The 19341-nt window shown below is 74.6% G+C and carries 11 protein-coding genes; 9 read left to right on the forward strand and 2 right to left on the reverse strand.

The genetic code is table 11. From position 1 onward, the window contains the following. Positions 1–8: 8 nt before the first annotated feature. The 6 genes from ABZ117_RS20290 to ABZ117_RS20315 all read left to right on the forward strand — a co-directional run bounded on the left by ABZ117_RS20290 (position 9) and on the right by ABZ117_RS20315 (position 7918). Positions 9–806 (forward strand): alpha/beta fold hydrolase, encoded by a 798-nt coding sequence (locus ABZ117_RS20290; RefSeq protein WP_356822603.1) that lies wholly within the window; start codon positions 9–11, stop codon positions 804–806. Continuing rightward, positions 803–1573, forward strand: coding sequence for an alpha/beta fold hydrolase (locus ABZ117_RS20295; protein WP_356822605.1), 771 nt, complete (start codon positions 803–805; stop codon positions 1571–1573). The genes ABZ117_RS20290 and ABZ117_RS20295 overlap by 4 nt, the downstream gene beginning before the upstream one ends. A gap of 82 nt (positions 1574–1655) precedes the next feature. Then, the gene (locus ABZ117_RS20300; protein ID WP_356822606.1) at positions 1656–3350 is read left to right on the forward strand and encodes an ABC transporter ATP-binding protein; all 1695 of its coding nucleotides are present in this window, start codon (positions 1656–1658) and stop codon (positions 3348–3350) included. 49 nt (positions 3351–3399) lie between these two features. Next, positions 3400–5154 (forward strand): ABC transporter ATP-binding protein, encoded by a 1755-nt coding sequence (locus tag ABZ117_RS20305; protein ID WP_356822608.1) that lies wholly within the window; start codon positions 3400–3402, stop codon positions 5152–5154. Positions 5155–5205: 51 nt separating this feature from the next. Then, complete coding sequence (locus ABZ117_RS20310) at positions 5206–6288, forward strand: ornithine cyclodeaminase family protein (protein ID WP_356822610.1); 1083 nt, start codon at positions 5206–5208, stop codon at positions 6286–6288. Between the two features lie 4 nt (positions 6289–6292). Then, positions 6293–7918 carry an amino acid adenylation domain-containing protein gene (locus ABZ117_RS20315; RefSeq protein ID WP_356822612.1) on the forward strand — a complete coding sequence of 542 codons (1626 nt, stop codon included), beginning with the start codon at positions 6293–6295 and terminating at the stop codon, positions 7916–7918. Here the strand turns inward: ABZ117_RS20315 and ABZ117_RS20320 are convergent. Beyond that, positions 7894–8730: a putative nonproteinogenic amino acid hydroxylase gene (locus ABZ117_RS20320; protein WP_356822614.1), complete on the reverse strand. Its 837-nt coding sequence runs from the start codon at positions 8728–8730 to the stop codon at positions 7894–7896. The genes ABZ117_RS20315 and ABZ117_RS20320 overlap by 25 nt on opposite strands. A 191-nt stretch (positions 8731–8921) precedes the next feature. On the opposite strand from ABZ117_RS20320, the gene ABZ117_RS20325 reads away from it, so the two are divergent. Together ABZ117_RS20325 and gntD are read left to right on the forward strand one after the other, a co-directional pair. Beyond that, entirely contained in the window at positions 8922–10523 is a 1602-nt protein-coding gene (locus ABZ117_RS20325) for a condensation domain-containing protein (protein WP_356822616.1), read from the forward strand. Positions 10524–10561: 38 nt separating this feature from the next. After that, the gene (gntD, locus tag ABZ117_RS20330) at positions 10562–11635 is read left to right on the forward strand and encodes a guanitoxin biosynthesis L-enduracididine beta-hydroxylase GntD (RefSeq protein ID WP_356822617.1); all 1074 of its coding nucleotides are present in this window, start codon (positions 10562–10564) and stop codon (positions 11633–11635) included. 37 nt (positions 11636–11672) lie between these two features. On the opposite strand, the gene ABZ117_RS20335 is transcribed toward gntD, so the two are convergent. Further along, on the reverse strand, positions 11673–14105 hold the full coding sequence (locus tag ABZ117_RS20335; RefSeq protein WP_356822619.1) for a non-ribosomal peptide synthetase: 2433 nt from the start codon (positions 14103–14105) through the stop codon (positions 11673–11675). Positions 14106–15683: 1578 nt separating this feature from the next. Between ABZ117_RS20335 and ABZ117_RS20340 the strand changes: the two genes are divergently transcribed. Next, entirely contained in the window at positions 15684–19337 is a 3654-nt protein-coding gene (locus tag ABZ117_RS20340; protein WP_356822620.1) for an amino acid adenylation domain-containing protein, read from the forward strand. The last annotated feature ends 4 nt before the right edge of the window (positions 19338–19341 follow it).

Raw genomic sequence — 19341 nt, forward strand, 5'->3', positions numbered from 1 at the left:
GGAACGCGATGAAGCCCTCTTCCACCACCGCACGCCCGCCGGCCGCGCGGGAACTGGTGCGCCCCCGGCCACGGCCCGAGGCGTCCGCCGTCCTGTACTGCTTCCCGCACGCGGGCGGCGCGGCCTCGGCCTACCGGCCGTGGCCCGCGGCCCTGCCGGACGGGATCGAGGTGGTGGCCGTCCAGCTCCCGGGACGCGAGCAGCGGATCACCGAACCGCCGTGCGTGGACCCCGCCCGGCTCGCGGACACGATCGGCGCCGATGTCGCGGCGCACGGCTCGCGGCCGTATGCCCTGTTCGGGCACAGCATGGGCGCCCTCGTCGCCTTCGAGGTGGCCCGCGCCCTGTCCGCCGACGACCGGGCGACGGGGCCCGCCCTGCTCGCGGTCTCGGGGATGGAACATCCCGGCTCCGGGCGGCCCCGGCCTTCGCTGTCCCGGCTGCCCGAGGCGGAACTGCTCGCCTGGATGGCGGCCTTGGGCGGATCACCGGCCCAGGCGCTCGCCGACCCGCAGCTCCTGGAGATCCTGCTCCCCGTGCTGCGGGCCGACCTCGCCTGGCTGGAGGGGTACGTGCCGCGGCCGGCGCCCCGGCTGGCGTGTCCCCTCTCGGTCTTCGCGGGCGAGCGGGACGACCGGGTCGCGCTGCCGGGCCTGGATGCCTGGGCCGGCGAGACACGGGAGGCGGCCACCGTACGCCGATACCCCAGCGGCCACTTCTACGCGGAGGACCAGCTGCGGCTGGTGTGCCGGGACCTGGCGGACGACCTCGCCGACGCCCTGGACACGCGCGGGGCGGTGCGGTGAGCGCGGGCGAGCGGCGCTGGCTCGTCGAGTGGCAGCCGCCGGCGACGGCCCGGCTGCTCCTGGTGTGCCTGCCGCACGCGGGCTCGGGGGCCTTCCAGTTCCGTCAGTGGCAGGAGCTGGCCGGCCCCGGGATCGCCGTGGTCGCCGTACAGCTGCCGGGGCGGGAGAACCGGTGGCGCGAGGAGCCGGCGACGCGCGCCGAGGAGGTGGTCCGGGAGCTGGTCCCGGTGCTGGCCGCCCGGCTCGACCTGCCCTACCTCGTGTTCGGGCACAGCATGGGCGCCCTGCTCGGGTACGAGCTGGCGCGTGCCCTCGGTGCCGGGTACGGGTCGTGGCCCGTCGGGTTCGTGGCGTCCGCCTGCCGTGCGCCGGACGCCCAGGGGGCACCGACCGGGGCGGCGGCGATGAGCGACGGCGAGCTGGTGGCCGAACTGGCCGAGCACGGCGCCGTACCGGAGTACGTGGCCGCCAGCGAGAAGCTGGTCCCCATCGTCGCCCGCCCCCTGCGCGCCGACCTCACCCTCTGCGACCACTACCGCCCGCCGGCCGCGGACGCCGTACTGCCCTGCCCGGTCCACGCCTGGCGGGGCAGGGACGACCTCGGCGTCACCGACGAGCACGCCGGGCAGTGGGGCGCCTGGTCGGCCGCGCCGGCCGGCGTGCGCCGCTTCGACGGCGGGCACCTCTACCACCTCGACCGCCCCGGCGAGGTCGTGGACGCGCTGCGCCGACTCGGTGCGACAGCCCGTACGGGCGTGAGGGACTAGCCCGCCGCCGTCCCCCGCCGGCCTCCCGGCCGTCCGCGCCCTGCCTCCCCGAGCCCACCGAGACACGTCAGAAGGAATCGCGTTGCCGAGGAACGACCCACTGCCCGACACCGGAGAACCCGATCTCCGGTCGCCCCGGCGCTATCTGCTCTGGCTGCTGCGCCGGCAGGCCGGTACGGCGACGCTCGGGGTGTTCTGGGGCTGCCTGTGGATGGCCGGCATGGGGCTCACCCCGCTGGCCGTCGGCGGGGCCATCGACGCGATCGGCGACAAGGACACCGGTGGCCTCCTCGCCTGGACCGGGGTGGTCCTCGGGCTCGCCCTGGTGACCACCGCGGGCAGCGTGCTGCGGCACCGCTGCGACACCGTCGGACGGCTGAAGGCGAACTACCTGACGGTCCGTCTCGTGGTCCGGCAGGCGGTCTCCCTGGGCGGCGGGCTGCGCGACCGCGTCGCCGACGGCGACATGGTGACCGTCGGCACCGCCGACATCTCGCGGATCGGGGCGCTGCCCGGCGCGGTGGCCCGCGGCACCGGCAGCGCGGTCACCATCGTCGTGGTGGCCGTCGTCCTGCTGTCCACCTCGCTGCCCCTGGGGCTGCTGGTGCTGCTCGGGGTGCCGGTCCTGCTGGCGGGCACGGGCCCGCTGCTGCGCCCCCTGCACCGGCGTGTCGGGCGGTACCGCGAGCTGGAGGGCGAACTGACCCGGCGGGCCTCGGACATCGTGGCCGGACTGCGGGTGCTGCGCGGCATCGGCGGCGAGCAGGCGTTCTGGGGGCGCTACCGCGCGGACTCCCAGCGGCTGCGGCAGGCCGGTGTCGAGGTCGCCGAGGTGGAGTCGGTGCTGCCCGCCGCCGAGATCCTGCTGCCCGGCGTGCTGGTGGTGGCCGTGGTCTGGGCCGGCGCCCGGCTCGCCCTCGCGGGTGACATCTCCCCCGGCGACCTGGTGGCCGCCTACGGTTACGCGGCGTTCCTGATGCTGCCCATGCGCACCGTGACCTCGGCCGTGCAGGTGATCGTCGGCGCCAACGTGGCCGCCGGGCGCGTGGTACGGGTGCTCGCCGTCGCACCCGACCCTACCGCGGGCACGGCACCGGCCGTCCTGCCGGAGGCGCCCGATCTCGTCGACGCCGCCACCGGGCTGACGGCGCGCCACGGCAGGCTCACCGCCGTCGTGTCCGCCACCCCCGAGGAGAACGCCGAGATCGCGGAGCGGCTCGGCCGCTACCGCGAGGGCGTGGTGACCCTGGGCGGGCTGCCGCTGGACACCCTGCCGGTGGAACAGGTGCGCCGGCACATCCTGGTGGTGCGCAACAGCGACACGCTCTTCTCGGGAGTGCTGCGCGACGAACTCGCCGCCGGCCGCTCTGACGAGGAGCTGGCCGCCGCGCTGCACACCGCCGGCGCCGAGGACATCGTGGAGGCGCTGCCCGACGGGCTCGGCAGCGTCCTCACGGAGCAGGGCAGCACCCTCTCGGGCGGACAGCGCCAGCGGCTGCGGCTGGCCCGGGCCGTCGCGTCCGGGACTCCGGTGCTCGTCCTGGTCGACCCGACCAGCGCGGTGGACGCCCTTACCGAGGCGGGCGTCGCCCGGCGGCTGCGGCGGGCCCGCGCGGGACGGACCACCGTCGTGATGAGTTCCAGCCCGCTGCTCCTGGACCAGGCCGACGAGGTGGCCTTCGTCGTCGACGGCAAGGTGGTCGGCACCGGCGCGCACCGCGACCTCGTGGTCCGCAACCCCCAGTACGCCGGCGCCGTCCTGCGGGACGGAACATGACCGGCCGCGCCCCGCACCGGTCCTGCGGCATCCCGCGAAGGAGTGCGCTGTGAGTCTTCCGGTCGCCGACGCCCCGGCGGTGCGCCGCCACGTCCGAGAACTGGTCAGGGGCCGCGCCGGCCTGCTCGGCCGGACGGTGGCCTGGTTCGTGCTCGCCACCGCGTGCGGGCTGGTCGTTCCCGCGCTGCTCGGCCGTCTCGTGGAACAGGTGCAGCAGGACGTCTCCACCACCCGGGTGGACGTCGTCGTGGCGGTGATCGCCGGACTGCTGCTGCTCCAGGGCGTGTTCACCAGGACGGCCCGGCTGCTCGGCGCCCGGCTCGGCGAGCAGGTGCTCGCGGACATCCGCGAGGGCTTCGTCCAGCGGGTGCTGTCGCTGCCCCTGTCCGCCGTGGAGAAGGCGGGCACCGGTGATCTGCTCACCCGCGGCACCCGGGACGTGGACTCGCTGTCCCGAGCCGTGCGCATGGGCGCCCCGTCCATCCTGGTGGCGGGCCTGTCCGTGCTGCTCACCTTCGTGGCGCTGCTGGTGACCAGCCCGCTCATGGCGCTGCCGTGCCTGGTGGCCGTACCCCTGATCGCGGGGTCGACGCGCTGGTACCTGAAGCGCGCGCGGACGGCGTACCTGGCGGAGGCCGCCGGTTACTCGGACCTGACGCAGGGGCTGGCCGAGACCGTGACGGGTGCCCGTACGGTCGAGGCGCTGGGCCTCGCCGAGCGGCGGATCCGCCGTACGGACGAGGACGTCCTGCGTTCCAACGCCGCCGAGCACCGCACACTCTTCCTGCGCAGCGTGTGGTTCCCGCTGATGGACTTCGGTTACGTCCTGCCGGTCGCCTCCACCCTGCTGTGCGGCGGGCTCTTCCACATCCACGGGTGGGTGAGCCTCGGGGAGGTCACCGCGGCGACGCTGTACACCCGCGCGGTGATCGATCCGCTGGACGAACTGCTCGGCTGGCTGGACGAACTCCAGGTCGGCGACGCCTCGCTGGCCCGCCTCGTCGGGGTGGGCGCCACCCCGGCCGGGGACACCGGCCCGGGCCGCCGTCCGCAGGGCCGCGACGTGGCAGCGCACGAGGTCAGCTACGCCTACCGCGAGGGCCACGACGTCGTCCGCGAGGTCAGCCTGCGGGTGCGGCCCGGTGAGCGGGTCGCCGTCGTCGGGCCGTCCGGAGCGGGCAAGTCGACACTCGGCCGTATCCTCGCGGGCGTCCACCCGCCGCGCGGCGGGACGGTCACCATCGGCGACGTGCCGGTGGCCGAACTGCCCCTGGAGGAGCTGCGCCGGCATGTCGCGCTGGTCACCCAGGAACACCACGTGTTCCTGGGGACGGTCCGCGACAACGTGACGCTGCCGGTGCCGGACGCGACGGACGAGCAGGTGACGGCCGCGCTGGACGCGGTCGACGCCGGCGACTGGGTACGCGGGCTGCCAGGGGGGCTCGACACCGGGATCGGCCCGGGCGGCCACGAGGTGTCCCCCGCCCAGGCCCAGCAACTGGCACTCGCCCGGCTGGTCCTCGCCGACCCGCACACGCTGGTGCTGGACGAGGCCACCTCGCTGCTCGATCCCCGGGAGGCCCGGCACCTGGAGCGTTCCCTGGCGGCCGTGCTGCGCGGCCGTACCGTCATCGCCATCGCCCACCGGCTGCACACCGCGCACGACGCCGACACCGTCCTCGTCATGGAGGACGGCCGTGTCACGGAGCGGGGTGGCCACGACGAACTGGTCGCCGCCGGCGGGGCCTACGCGGCCCTGTGGGACTCCTGGCACGGCCGGACCCCCGACACACCCCTTACCTGAGCACACCCCAACCCTCCGGCAGCGGAACACGAACCGGATCAGGAGAGTGACGTGAAACCGGACACCACCCACATCGTCGATGCCCCGGCGGTCGCCACGGTCGTCAGCGAGGTCGGCCTCGGCCGGCTGTACGACCTGGCCATCGAACGGCTGACCGAGGTACTCACCTCGAGCGGTCCCGCTCGCGCCGAGATGAAGACGCGCGACGGATTCCTGCTCACCACCCCCACGCTGGGGCTGCTCGAATGGATGCCGGCGGTCCGCCACGGCGCGACCGTCTCCATGAAGCTGGTGGGCTACAACCCGCACAACCCCGTCAAGAACCAGCTCCCCACCATCCTGTCCACCCTGCTCGCCTTCGACGTCGAGTCCGGGCACCTGCGCGCGATCGTGGACGGCACGTTCGCGACGGCGATACGGACGGGGGCCGCGTCCGCGCTGGCCTCCCGGGCGCTGGCCCGGCCCGACAGCAGCGTCCTGGGGCTCATCGGCTGCGGCGCCCAGGCGGTGACGCAACTGCACGCTCTGGTGCGGTCGTTCCCGCTCACCGAGGTACTGGTGTGCGATACCGACATCCGGGCGGAGAGCAGTTTCGCGGCCCGGGCGCGAATGCCCGACGGGCTGGTCCGGGTGGCCGAGCCGGCGGAGGTGGAGGAGCGTGCCGACATCCTGTGCACGGCGACCTCCGTCGCCCCCGACCAGGGTCCGGTGCTCCAGGGCACGTCGCTGCGGCCCTGGGTGCACATCAACGCGGTCGGCTCGGACATGCCCGGCAAGACCGAACTGCCCCTGGAACTGCTGCGGGACGCCGTCGTCGTCCCCGACCACCGGGAGCAGGCGATGGCGGAGGGCGAGTGCCAGCGGCTGCGGCCGGAGGAGATCGGCCCCTCGCTCACGGAGCTGCTGACGGACCCCGCCCGGCAGGCGGAACTCCGTGACCGGCGTACCGTCTACGACTCGACCGGGCTGGCGCTCCAGGATCTCGTGATGGTGGAGCTGCTGGAGGAACTGGCCCGGGAGGCGGGGGCGGGACACCGGCTGGTGATCGAGGCGACCGCGCACGACCCGCAGGACCCCTACTCGTTCCTGCCCGAATCGGTCTCGCGGGCGCCGTGGCCCGTGCGGGAGGTGTGACCCCGTGCCCCAGCCCACCGACCGCCGGGACCCGCCCGGCGGCGACCGGCACCCTGCGCACCGGGGGCCGGTCGTGAACATCGGCGCCCGGACGGTCCTGGATCTCGTCGACCGGGAGACGGCGGCCCGCCCGGACGCCTGGGCGGTGTGCGAACAGGGCCGGCGCCCGGTGTCGTACGCGGAACTGGACCGGCTCGCGGACACCGTGGCCGCACACCTGGCCGGCACGTTCGGGGTCGGCCACGGCGACACCGTGCTGATCGCCGCGCGGGCGGGCGTGGACTTCACCGCGGTGGTGCTCGGCACCCTGCGGGCGGGCGCGGCCTATCTGCCCGTGGACATGACCTATCCGCGCGAGCGGATCGAGCAGATCCTGCGTGCCGGCAGCGCCCGGCTCACGGTCCTGGACGAGGGGGTGCCCGGCGCGTCCGTGCAGGACCCGGACGGGGCGGCGACCACGCTGACCCGGCTGCTCGCGGAGTATCCGGGGCCGCCGCCGGCACGCCCCCGGATCGCCTCCGAGGACGCCGCCTACGTCATCTTCAGCTCCGGCTCGACAGGCGCGCCGAAGGGCATCGTGCAGACGCACCGGTGCCTGGCCAACCTGGCGGCCTGGCAGGCGAACGGGTCCGGTCTCGGCCGGGAACGCAGGGTGCTGCAGTGCGCGCCGCTCACCTTCGACGTCTCCGTCCAGGAGATCTTCTACACCCTGGCCTCCGGCGGCTGCCTCCACGTCCCGCACCCGGACGTACGGCGTGACCCGCGTGACCTGGTCGAGTACGTCATCGGCGAGGGGATCGAGGTGGTCGACTTCCCGCAGTCCCTCATCGACATCCTCATGTCGCTGCCCACCACCCTCGAACACGCCCCGGCGCTGCGGCACATCATCAGCGCGGGCGAGACGGTCCGGGTCACGCCGGCGCTGGAGGGGCTGCTCACCCGGCGTCCCGAGGTCACCCTCCACAACCACTACGGGCCCGCCGAGAACCACATGGTGACGAGCCATTCGATGAGCGCGGAGCGCGGGAACCTGGAACCCCGCCCGCCGGTCGGGTCACTGGTGTGGAACACGTACATCCGCATCCTGGACGAGGAGGGGATGCCGGTGCCCGACGGTGAGGTCGGCGAGGTGTACATCGGCGGGGTGGGGGTGGCCCGCGGCTACACGGATCCGGAACTCACCCGGACCGTCTTCGTGGAGGACCCCTTCCTGCCCGGGGCCCGGCTGTACCGCACCCGGGACCGGGGCGTCTGGCGGGCCGACGGGACGCTCGGGCTCCTCGGGCGGATCGACGACCTGATCAAGATCCGTGGCAACGCGGTGGAGCCCCGGGAGCCGGAGTCCCGGCTGACCGCGCTGCCCGGGGTCAAGGACGCGGCGGTGTTCGGGGTGGCGCGGGCGGACGGCGGCACGGAGCTGCACGCGGCGCTGACCGGCGATCCGCCGCCGGCGCAGGAGCTGCGTCGCGCGCTGCTCGCCGTGCTGCCGGACTACATGGTGCCGGTGCGCTGGTGGGTGACGGACGAGCTGCCGTACTCGGCCAACGGCAAGCTGGACCGCAGGGCCCTGCCCGGGCCGGGGGCCGAGCGGCTCGCCGTGGTCCCTCACCAGGCGAACGTCTCCCGGTAGCCGCGCTTGTCGATGCAGTACGTGCGGAACGCCTCCGCCTTGGCGACCATGACCTCGTCGCCGGTGCGGCGTGCGGCCTCGGCGAACCAGTCGAAGGCCGCCGTCGCGTGCGCCCGCCGCTCGAAGTGGAGCGCGGCGAACCGGCGGAAGGAGGCGCGCATGGTCGCCCGGGTCAGCCTTGGGCCGGAGCCGATGAGTTCCTCGACGTCGGCGTCGGTCACCTCGGGGAGGTCGAGGACGCGCACGGGCCGCGCCGCCGGGACGTCGCCGCGGATCTCGACCGGCTCGGCGGCGCCGGCGAAGTCGAGACAGAGGGAGAGCCGGGCGGGTCCCGCGCTGCTGCGTGCCGAATGCGGGTCGGTGGTGTGTATCTTCCAGACCTCACCGCGACGGAGGTGGTAGACGAGGTCGTTCTCGGAATGCAGGGATTCCTCGCCGGTACGCAGCGGAATCTGCACCCGGGTGCCGGGTTCGGTGAATTCCAGGAAGTCCACGTGCGGGGCGAGAATTCCGTCGGCAAGGCTGAAGACACGCACCCACTGGAGTCGGTCCAGCGGGAAGTGCTCGGTCACGAGGGACATGATGCCCGGCAGTTTCCTGCCCAGCTCGGTGAGGGTCAGGCGGTCGCCGTGCGGGCGGAACGCGGTGTCGGACTCGGCGCCGCTGCCGTTGGCCAGCACATGGGCCGACCACGAACCGAAGGTGAAGGCGTCGTACTCGCCTCCGGCGTCGTGCTGGTCCACGAGGGACAGCTCCCTTTCCAGGTCGTAGGAGTCGATGGGCAATACCGCAAGCCGCTGGGATTTGAGCAAGGCAATTCCCCTTCACCGGATGGTGACATGACGCGCTGAACATATGCCGGCGCCTTCCGCTCGCCACCCTAACCCGACAGAGATACGAGGGCAATGACAGCAATCTCCGCCAGGCGGAAGGTTATTGACAAGATCTGGAGTGTTTGTGCAGGGTTTTTTTCCGCAGAGTTCTGCCGTCACGGAGTGGAATCATGACTGACCTCACCCAGAATCTGTGCCGGCTGTTCGCGCGGGCACTCGAGCTGGAGTACGTGACCGACGACACGGACTTCTACCTCGCCGGCGGACACAGTCTGTCGGCGCTGGCCCTCGCCGTGTCCGTCGAGGAGGCCGTCGGGCTTCCGGTCCGGGTGCGCGACATCCTCGAGTGCGCCACCCCGAAGCTGCTGGCCGCCCGGCTGGCCGAGGCGCGCGGCGGGGTGACCGGCCCCGGACCCGAGGGCGTTTCGCGGGCCGCGCCGGAGTCCCGGCGGGCGCGGGACGGCGACGTGCCGGAGTCCGTGCGCTGGCTGTGGCTGGCACGCCAGAACGAGCACGGCGGCGCCGTCGCGTACACCGTGCCGTGTCTGCTGCGCGGCGACGGGGAGCTGGACGTCGACCGCCTCGCCTCGGCCGTCGCCACCCTGCCCGCCCGCCATCCGGCGCTGCGGACCGTCTTCGTGGAGCGGCTGGGCGCCGTCCGCGCCGTCGTCACCGACCGGACGGCCCCGCTGGACGTGGTGGACCTGCGCGATGGGTCCCTCACCGAGGAGGAGTTCGAGGCGCTCGTCCACGACCGTGTCGAGGTTCCCTTCGACCTGACCGAGGGTCCGCTCTTCCGCTCGACGCTGTTTCTGCGGCCGGACGGCGCCTGGTCACTGCTGTTCACAGCCGATCACCTGGTGTGCGACGGCCGGTCCCTGACGGTCCTGGCGGCCGAACTGGTGGCCGCCTACCGGCAGGACGGCGCCCCGCCGCCGGCGCCGGTCCCCGGGCCGCGTACCGCCCCGCGCCCCCGGGAGGAGTCGCTCGCGCACTGGCGGGACCTGCTCACTCCCCCGCCGTCCCCGCTGCCGCTGCCCGTGGACCGTCCCCGGCGCGAGCCCGCCGGCACGGTGACGGACACGGTGTCCCTGGACATCGAACCCCGGGTCACATCCCGTCTCAGGGCGCTGGCCGCGGCCGCGCACGCCGGTCTCTTCGCGCCGCTCGCCGCCGCCGTGGCGAGCGGACTGGGCGGGCTCACCCGGACCGACGACGTCTGTCTGGGCACGCCCGTGGACCGCCGCTCCCCGCTCGGCCTGGACGGCGCCGTCGGTTTCCACGTCGCGACGGTCCCGCTGCGGCTCGACCTGACCGGCCGGGACGACCCGGCCGGCCTGGTGCGCCACGTGGCGGCGCGGACGGCGGACGCCCTCGACCACAGCGAGGTCGCCTTCGACGAGCTGGTGGCGACCCTGGACCCGCCCCGGCCACCGGGGCGGGGCCCCTTCTTCGACGTGTGGGTCGCCCTGTTCCCGCGCATCGACACCGGCCCCGCCGGGCCACGGGGCATCGCGCTGCGCGGCGGCCCCTTCCTGCAACGGCGGGGCATGTTCGAGCTGTCGTTCCAGTTCGTCGAGGAGGAGCGGGGGCTGCGGCTGTGCCTCCAGTACGACACCGGGCGCTATGCCCGGGACACGGCCGAGCAGATCGCCGGCCGGGTCCTCGCCGAACTCGGCCGTCTCGCCGGGGAGCCCGGGACCGGGGAGCCGGCGAAGCCGCCGAGCGGTCCGCCCGCCCCGGCCTTCCAGGGTTTCCGCTTCGACAGCTGACCCGGCCCCGACCTCATCCGAGCGAACAGGAGACACCCATGACCACGACGCCCACACCCGCGTCGACGCCCGCGTCGACGTCCGGGCCCGAGCCGGCCGGGCTGACCGAGCTGCGGCTGACGCCCGAAGAGGCCGCCGAGACCGACCGGCTGGCCCTGGAACTGGCCGCGGAGCACCCCTCGGCGGACAGCGAGAGCCTCCTCCAGGACCTGCCGTTGCTGGCCGCCCGGCTGCCGGAGCGGGTGCGCAGGTTCCTGCGCGCCTTCCAGCTGGACCGGGCGGACGGGTACTGCGCCGTCAGCGGGCACCTGATGGACGACGACCGGATCGGCCCCACCCCGGCGCACTGGCGCGACGAGCAGCGCGTCCACCGCGAACTGCCCGAGGAGATCCTGCTGTTGCTGTACGCCTCGCTGCTCGGTGAGCCGTTCGGCTGGTCGACCCAGCAGGACGGCCACCTGGTCAACGACGTCTTCCCCATCAAGGAGTACGAGACCCTGCTGCTCGGCACGGGCAGCAGGACGGCGCTCACCCTGCACACGGAGGACGCCTTCCACCCCTACCGCGCGGACTACATCATCCTGGCCGCGCTGCGCAATCCTGACCGGATACCCGTGGTGGTGGCGGAGGCCGACTTCACCACGCTGCCGGCGGACGTGCTCGACGTCCTCTTCGACAGCCGTTTCGAGATCATCTCCGACGACTCGCACCTGCCGCACAACAACACGGTGCGCACGCCGGAGGACCAGCGGATCTTCGACAACATCTCACGGCTGATCCACGGTCTCGGCCGGGTGCCGGTGCTGTTCGGTTCCCGGACCGATCCCCTGCTGTGCTTCGACGCCACGCACATGTCGGCGCCCGAGGACGATCCCGAGGCCGTAAGGGCGTTCGCCGCGGCCCACGAGCTGCTGACCCGCAGCGCCCGCCCCCGCGCGCTGGACGCCGGCACGTTCGTCTTCCTCAACAACCACCGGGTCGTGCACGGCCGCAGCTCCTTCACCGCGCGCTACGACGGTACGGACCGCTGGCTCAAGCGTGTCAACGTCACCCACGACCTGCGCAAGTCGCGCGGTCTGCGGCGTTCCGTCGGTGCCCGGCTCATCGGCTGAGGCGGGGGGCCGGGCGCCCGCGCGCCCGGCCCCGGCGTCACGTCCGGGGCGCCGCGGCGGCGCGGCACACGCCGGCCACCGTGGGCTCGTCGAAGAAGTCGTCCAGCTCCACCTGGACGCCGAGCCGGTTCTCCAGCTCGATGACGAGGAGCGCGGCGGCAAGGCTGTGCCCGCCCAGCTCGAAGAAGTCGTCCTCCGGGCCCACCGAGGACACGCCGAGCACTTCGGCGAAGAGCGCGGTGACCTGGGCGGTGAGGCCGCCGTCGGCAGGCTCCTCGGGCGCCGGCGCGGGGGACGCCGGTGCGTCGTGCGCGGCGGTGGCCCGCAGCAGTTCTCCGGCCCGGTCCGCCAGGGCGGCCCGGTCCACCTTGCCGTTGCGGGTCAGCGGCATGTCCGCCAGCCGCTCGACCCGGCTGGGCACCATGTGGCCGGGCAGGACGCGGCCCGCCCTCGCGCGTACGTCGTCCGGGCCGGCGTCGCCGGTCAGGAAGGCGACGAGGACCAGCGAGCCGTCGGCGCCGGGGGCGGCCAGGGCGACGGCGGAGGCGACACCGGGCAGCGAGCAGAGCCCCGCTTCCACGTCGCCGAGCTCGACGCGGTTGCCGCGGATCTTGACCTGGCTGTCGCCACGGCCGAGGAACTCCACCCCGGCGGGCGTCCACCAGCCCCGGTCCCCCGTGCGATAGCGCCGGCCGCCGGGCAGCTCGGGCGCCTCGGTGAAGAGCCGCTTGGTGAGGTCGGGGTCGTTCACGTAGCCGTCGGCCAGGCCGGGTCCGGCCAGGTGGATCTCGCCGGGGAAGCCGGGCGGCAGCCGGCGGCCCCGCTCGTCGAGTACCTCGAGGACGGTGGTGTCGATGGGCCGGCCCACCGGGAATCCGTGCCGGGGCCGCTCGTCGCAGTCGTAGGCGGTCGCGCCGACCGAGTTCTCCGTCGGGCCGTACTCGTTGACCAGCCGCACGCCGGGCAGGTGGCGGAAGTGGCGGGCGACGAGTTCGGCGGGGCACGCCTCGCCGGCCACGGTGACCAGGCGCAGCGAGCCCGGCGCGGCCAGGGCGTCGAGCAGGACGCGGTACAGCGACGGCACCAGGGTGATGTGCGTGGCGCGGTGGCTGCTCACCAGGTCCCCGACGCGCTGCGGCACCAGCCGGTCGGACTCCGGCAGGAGCAGCAGGGTGCCGCCGGCGCCGAGGACGGAGAACAGGTCGGAGACGGAGCTGTCGAAGGAGAACGAGGGCACCTGGACGAGCCGGGTCCCGGCGTCCAGTTCGTGGTAGCGCCGCTTCCAGGACAGGTAGCCCGCGATGGCGGAGTGCCGGATCGCGACGCCCTTGGGGGTGCCCGTGGAGCCGGAGGTGTAGATGACGTAGGCGGGGTCGTCCGGGCCGGGGAGGGCGGGCAGGGCCGGACCCTCTACGGCGGTCTCCGTCGTCCCGGCGAGCGCGTCGGCCGTCAGCACGGGCACCGGGCTCGTGGCGAGCAGCCCGGTGTCGTCGCTCACCACGGCCGCGCAGGCGGCGTCGTCCAGGACGAACCGGAGGCGTTCGGCGGGGAGTCGGGGATCCAGTGGCACGTAGGCCGCGGCGGCGCGCAGGACGCCGAGGATGACGGCCACGGCGTTCGGGCTCTTGGGCAGCGCGGTCGCCACCCGGTCGCCGGGCCGCACTCCGGCCGCGGCGAGCCGGCGGGCCACCGCCTCGGTGCGGGCCGCCAGGTCGGCGTAGGTGACGCGCTGGTCGCCGTCCACCACGGCGACGGCGTCCGGTGTCTCGCGCGCCCGGTCCATGAACGGCCCCAGCAGGGTGCCCGGCGTGGGCTCCGGCGCGAACCCGGCGCGTTCCCAGCGGGCCACCTCGGCACTGTCCTCGGGCGCCGTCGGTTCGACGGCGGCGCAGGCGGTGCCGGGCTCGGTGAAGGCGGCCAGCACCGTCACCAGGGAGCGGAGCACCACGGCGGCCCACCAGGCGTCCAGGCGCCCGGTGTCGAAGGCGGCGTGCAGCGTGCGGCCGCCGTCCGGTGCCTCGCGCAGGCTCACCACGAGGGCGGTGCCGGCGTGCGGCGCGGGCGACAGCCGGTCGGACCGCACGAGGAGGGAGAAGGGCAGGCCGGGGTCGTCGGCGGCCACGGTGTCCGCGCCCCGCAGCGCGGTGTCGACGGCGAGGACCAGGTCCCGCAGGGGCGCGTCCTCGGGGGTGGTGACGGCGCAGGCGGTGGTGCCCCGTGGGCCGGCCACGGCGAGCACGGGTTCGGGCACGTCCTCCGCCGCACGCAGGACCAGCGCGGCGGCGGCGGTGAGGACGACGAGTTCCTCCAGGGGGCGTTCCCCGGCCACCCGGCGCAGGCCCTCGCGCGCGGCGGCCGTCAGCTCCTCGGTGAGTTCGCCGCGTCCGCTGTGCCCGGCTCCGGTGAGCCTGGCCCGCAGGGGAGTCGGAGTCGGTGCCGCGGTGGGGCGGGATGCGTTTTCGAAGCTCATGACGGGTCCTCAAGGGGGTCGGGGCCGGGCCCCGCACGGCGCGGGTTTCGCCTCGCAGGCCCGCGTGGCCGCGGCTGTCTCCGAGGCTCGGAATTGCCTTGTGCCTGGCACACGGAATCGGACAGGGTGTTCACGTGCCGGGGATTCCGGCGGTTGGAACGGGGGCCTCCTGGTGAAGCGCGCCGCGCGGAAGCGCGCCGTTTCACCGGCCGGGCGCCGCGGCCCGACGGGCCCGCAGCACCGGACAGGGAACCGCGGGACAGTTCCGGGAAAAGGCCGTCGAAAAACTCGGTATCCACCGGAGCGCGGGAACGGGCGCCCCGCTTCTCGTTTCCTCGCGGATTTCCCGGCGGGCAGTTCTGCGGGAGTTCATGTCCAGCTTCCGGGAATGACACCGAGAAAATTGGACAAGAGCCGCTCTATTGCCTCTCAGGCATCCCGGGAACGACTTTCCCTTTTCGCCACCCCGCGCTTCCCGACTCCTGGAAGAGTTGCTGTCCTCGCAGGTCAGATGCCTTGAGGCCGGCGCATCGGGCAGACGATCCACCTGCGTCCCGGCCATCACCACAGCTCCGGTATTACACTCACGAGTGCCGGCGAACTCGACATACCGCACCGCTCCCGCATGTCGGATTTTCCGCGTTTGCCCCCTCCCGTATCGCCAGGCGTTCGGACGACGAGCATAGCAGCGGAACGGATCTTGATACAGCCCCTGTTCGACCCGGCGACCCCCGTCAGATTTTCCCCGGAAACGCTTGGCTGACACCGGTCACTATGGCACGCTCGGACGGAGAAGGTCACGAGCTTCGCCCCACGATGGGCAGGGAGCGCGGAATCCCGGGCTCTCGCCTTCGTTTCCTCGTCCCGCGCGGGCCGACCACCCGCAGGAATGACGAAAGGACCGCACGTCCATGACGCCCGCAATCGAGGCATTCTCTCCACCGGTCCGGGAGGACGGCACCACCGGGAGCCGGACGCCCGCCCCCGAAAGCCTCGACGCACGGAGGCCGGCGGTGCGTCTCCCGCTCGCCCGGCCGGGGCGGACCGCGGCGCCCGCGTCCTGTCGCGGCGCCGGCCCGCACACCCCCGGCACGACGCCGGGCCCGAGACCGTGCCCGCCGACCCGGTGAGCCCCGCGGCGAGCGCCTCCCTCCCGGACGTACGCTCCCGCTCGTCGGCGCCCACGGTGCCGGCGGGTGCTCGCTGACACCAGCCCCCGTACGCACGGAACCGCACACCTCGCGGGCGGTCGCCGCCCGGGGTGGGGCTCCCGCCCGAGCCCCACCGGCCGGGTCGCGGCGAGCCGGCCCCCGCCGAGCGTCCACGCCCGCCGGCGTGCGCCGCACCGCGTCCCCGCCGCCGAACCCCCGCCGCCGTCCGGGCGGTTGCCGGCACCGGACCCACGACCCGCTCACGGCGGCCGCGCCGTCCCCGCCCCGAGCCCGCCCGAGTGACCGTCCTGGTGGCCCGCGGGCGCGGGCCGCCCCACCGGCCGTCCCCCGCTGCCACCGGCAGTGCCGCAATCGGCGTACCCCGTCCGCGTTCCCGGCCGAGGCGCCCCTGGCAGAGGAGATCCTGATGACCGTTGCCGATGGCCGAGCGCGGGTGACCGTCGCGCTCGACGACGAGACCAGTGCCGCCCTGCGCGCGCTGTGCGTCTCGGTGGGCGCGGAGGTACCGACGGTGGTCCCCGCGCTGCTGCGCGTCCTGCTGCACCGGCTGACCCCGGACGCGACCGCCACCGTCCGGGCCGTACTGCCCGGCGGTGAGGCGCGCCTGGGCACGCCCCTCGACCCGGACGCCGGGTTCCGTGCCTGCCTGCGTGCCGAGCAGCGGGCCGTCGACGCCGCAGTCGGCCGCGGGGAGTCGTCCGGCGCCGCCTTCACGGCCGACGGACTCGGCCGGCACGCCGTCCTCACCGGCCGGCTGGACCCGGACGCAGGGCGCATCGCGGTGACCGTGCGCGGCGGCACCACCGACGCCCGCGACGCCCGGCGCACAGCGGGTCGACTCGCCGGACTGGCCGCGGAGGTGTGCGCCGCACCCGACACCCCGGTGGCTCTCCTCCCCGTCCTGCCGGCGGGCCGGCGCGACGACCTGCTCGCGCTCGGCACCGGCCCGTACCAGGAACTCCCGGCCAAGCGCACCGTCCTCGACCTGTTCTCCGAACAGGTCGTCGCGCGGCCCGGGGCCACCGCCGTCATCTGCGGCGACCGCGCCTACGGTTACGCCGAACTCGACGGCATGGCCGACCGGCTGGCCGCGCGGCTCGCCGCGGCGGCGCCGACCGGGCCCGAGCGGGTCGTCGCCCTGCTGTGCGCGCGCACCGAGTGGATGCTGGTGGCCCTCCTCGCCATCCTCAAGACCGGCTCCGCCTTTCTGCCGCTGGACCCCGAACAGCCCGGACTCCGGGTGCGGGAACTCCTCTCCGACAGCGGGGCCACAGCGGTGCTCGCCGACCCCGTCCGGGCCGGGACGCTGGCCGGGGCGCCGCAGCCCGTCGTGGTCCTCGGCCGGGACACCGCCGCCGGACCACCCGGGCCGCGGTCGCGCGCGGCGGGCCCCGAGGACCTGGCGTACGTCGTCTACACCTCCGGCTCCACCGGCTCCCCCAAGGGCGTCATGATCGAGCACCTGGGCATCCTCAACACGGTCCGGTACCGCATCGACCACTACGGCCTCGGCCCGCACTCCCGCGTTCTCCAGGTCGACCCGGTGCACGCCGACGCGGGCATCTCCGACGTGCTGTCCGCCCTCTGCTCCGGCGCGCCCCTGGTGGTCCTGGAGCGGGAGCAGCTCATCGATCCCGACGAGGTCGCGGCCGTCATCCGGCGCGAGAACGTGACCCATGTGCAGACCGTGCCCAGCCTGTACCAGCTGATCCTGGACTACGCCGGGGACCGGCTGCCTTCGCTGCGCCAGGTCGTCCTGGGCGGCGAGCGGCTCACCGCGGCCCTCGCGGACCGGCATCACCAGCTCCTGCCCGACGCCGAGTTGTTCAACGAGTACGGCCCCTCGGAGGACAGTGTCGCCACCACCCTCGTCCAGGTGCGGGCCGGCGCCGGGGAGCCGCCCGTGGGCAGGCCGTTCCCCAACAAGACGGTGGACCTGCTCGACGAGCACGGCGCACTGGTGCCGTTCGGCGCCCCGGGGGAGATCTGCATCGGCGGCATCGGGCTGGCGCGCGGCTACCTCGGCGACGAGCGCAGGACCGGCGAACGGTTCGTGGCGAACCCGGTGCGCGCCGGGCAGCGGATGTACCGCACCGGCGACCTGGGACGGTGGCTGCCCGACGGGAGTCTTCTCTGCCTGGGCCGCATCGACGACCAGGTGCAGATCCGCGGCCACCGGGTGGAGCCCGGCGAGGTCACCGAGACGCTGGCCGGGGCGCCGGGCGTACGCGGCGCGGCCGTCGTGGCGGTGCCGGGCACCGCCGGGGACGGCTCCCACCGCCTCGTCGCCTACGTCGTGGGCGACGGCGAGCCCGCCCGGCTGCGGGCGTACCTCGCCGGCCGGCTGCCCGCCCACATGGTCCCCGACGCCTACGTGACGGTACCGGCGCTTCCGGTCACCTCCATCGGCAAGCTGGACCGCTCCGCGCTGCCCGCCCCGCCCGAGCCCGGGGAGGGCGCCGGCGCGGCGGCGGAGACGGAACTGACCGAGGCCCAGCTCCGCGTGGCCGGCGTGTGGTCGGCGGTGCTGGGCCACCCCGTGCACCAGCTGGACGCCGACCTGTTCGCGCTGGGCGGCCACAGCCTCACCGCGGCGCGCATCGCCAAGGAACTGGGCGTGGCGGTCAGCACGGTGTTCGCCCGCCCGACGGTACGCCGGCTCGCGGAGGCCCTCCCGGACCGCGCGCCGGACGGTACGCCGGAGCCCGCGGTGACCGCGCCCCCGGCCGGCGACGGCGCCTTCCCGCTGTCCCGGGCGCAGCGCAGGGTCTGGCTGACCTCCCGCCGTACCCACGCGGACCGGTTCATCATCGCGGACCTCGTCCGCACGGGCCGCTCCCTGTCCCCCGACACGCTGCGCGCGGCGCTCACCGCCGTCGTCGAGCGCCAGGAACTGCTGCGGGCGCAGGTGCTGCCCTCCGGGGCGACCGCCGGGCTGACCGTGCTGGACCGGCTCCCCGGGGGCGTGCCGCTGCGCGTGACCGAGCTGCCGGGCGCCGACCCCGACGGGCCGGCCGTGCGAGAGGCCCTGCGCCGGGCCCGCGCCGCGACCTTCGACCTGGAGCGCGCCCCGCTGTTCGAGGTGTGCCTGGTCAAGGGCCCGGCCGGCGGCGACCTGCTCACGGTCAGCGCCCACCATCTGATCTACGACGGTGCCAGCGTGAATGTGCTGCTCGACGACCTGTTCGCCGCGTACGACGCGGTGGAGCGGCACGGCGGTGAGCGGCGGCCCGTGCCGGGCTACCAGTACCGCGACTGGGCCGCCGAGGAACAGGCCTGGCTCGGCTCGCGGGAGGCCGCGCGGCAGGAGGCGTTCTGGCGGGAGCGGCTGGCGGGGGTGCGGCCCGCCCCCGACCCGGTGGACCCCGCACGCCGGGGCAGGCGCCGGGGGCTCGCCGGACTCGCGCGGCGCACGCTCCCGGCCGAGTCGGTGCAGGGCTCCCCGGCGACGCCGTACGCGGTCGTGGTGACCGCGTTCACCGCTCTGCTCCACCGGGCGACCGGGGCGACGGATCTCGTGCTGGGCTTCCCCGCGAGTCTGCGGCACAGCCCGGCCGCCGACGCGCTGGTCGGCTACTTCGCCAACGCGGTGCCACTGCGGCTGGAGTTCGGGCCGCAGGACGGGCTGGGCGAGCTGCTGGAGCACGTGGGGACGCGCGTCGTGGAGGCGTACGAGCACGCCCGGCTGCCCTTCGACGTTCTGGTCGAGCGCCTGGGCATCGGTGCGCGGCCCGGTCGCAGCGTCCTGCTCGACCTGGGCGTCAGCTGGGAGAACGCGACCGTCGGCGGCCCGTCCTGGCAGGTCGAGGACGTCCTGGCCGACGCACTGCCCGCCGACAGCGACCTGTGGCTGTACGCGAGTGTCCGCGGCGACCTGCTGCACCTGGATCTCACCTATGACCGGCAGCTGGTGACGGAGGACGAGGCGGCCGGCTTCGCGGACGACCTGGTGGGGCTGGTGTCCGCCGTGGTGGGTGAACCGCGGACGCCGGTGGGCGTGGCCCGGAGCCTGCCGGAAGCGGAGGAGGACGTATGGGGCGCGACGACCTACGACTTCTGACCTC

Origin of the sequence: Streptomyces sp. NPDC006309 (genome assembly GCF_040613095.1) — a bacterium.
In the GTDB taxonomy this organism is placed as follows: domain Bacteria; phylum Actinomycetota; class Actinomycetes; order Streptomycetales; family Streptomycetaceae; genus Streptomyces.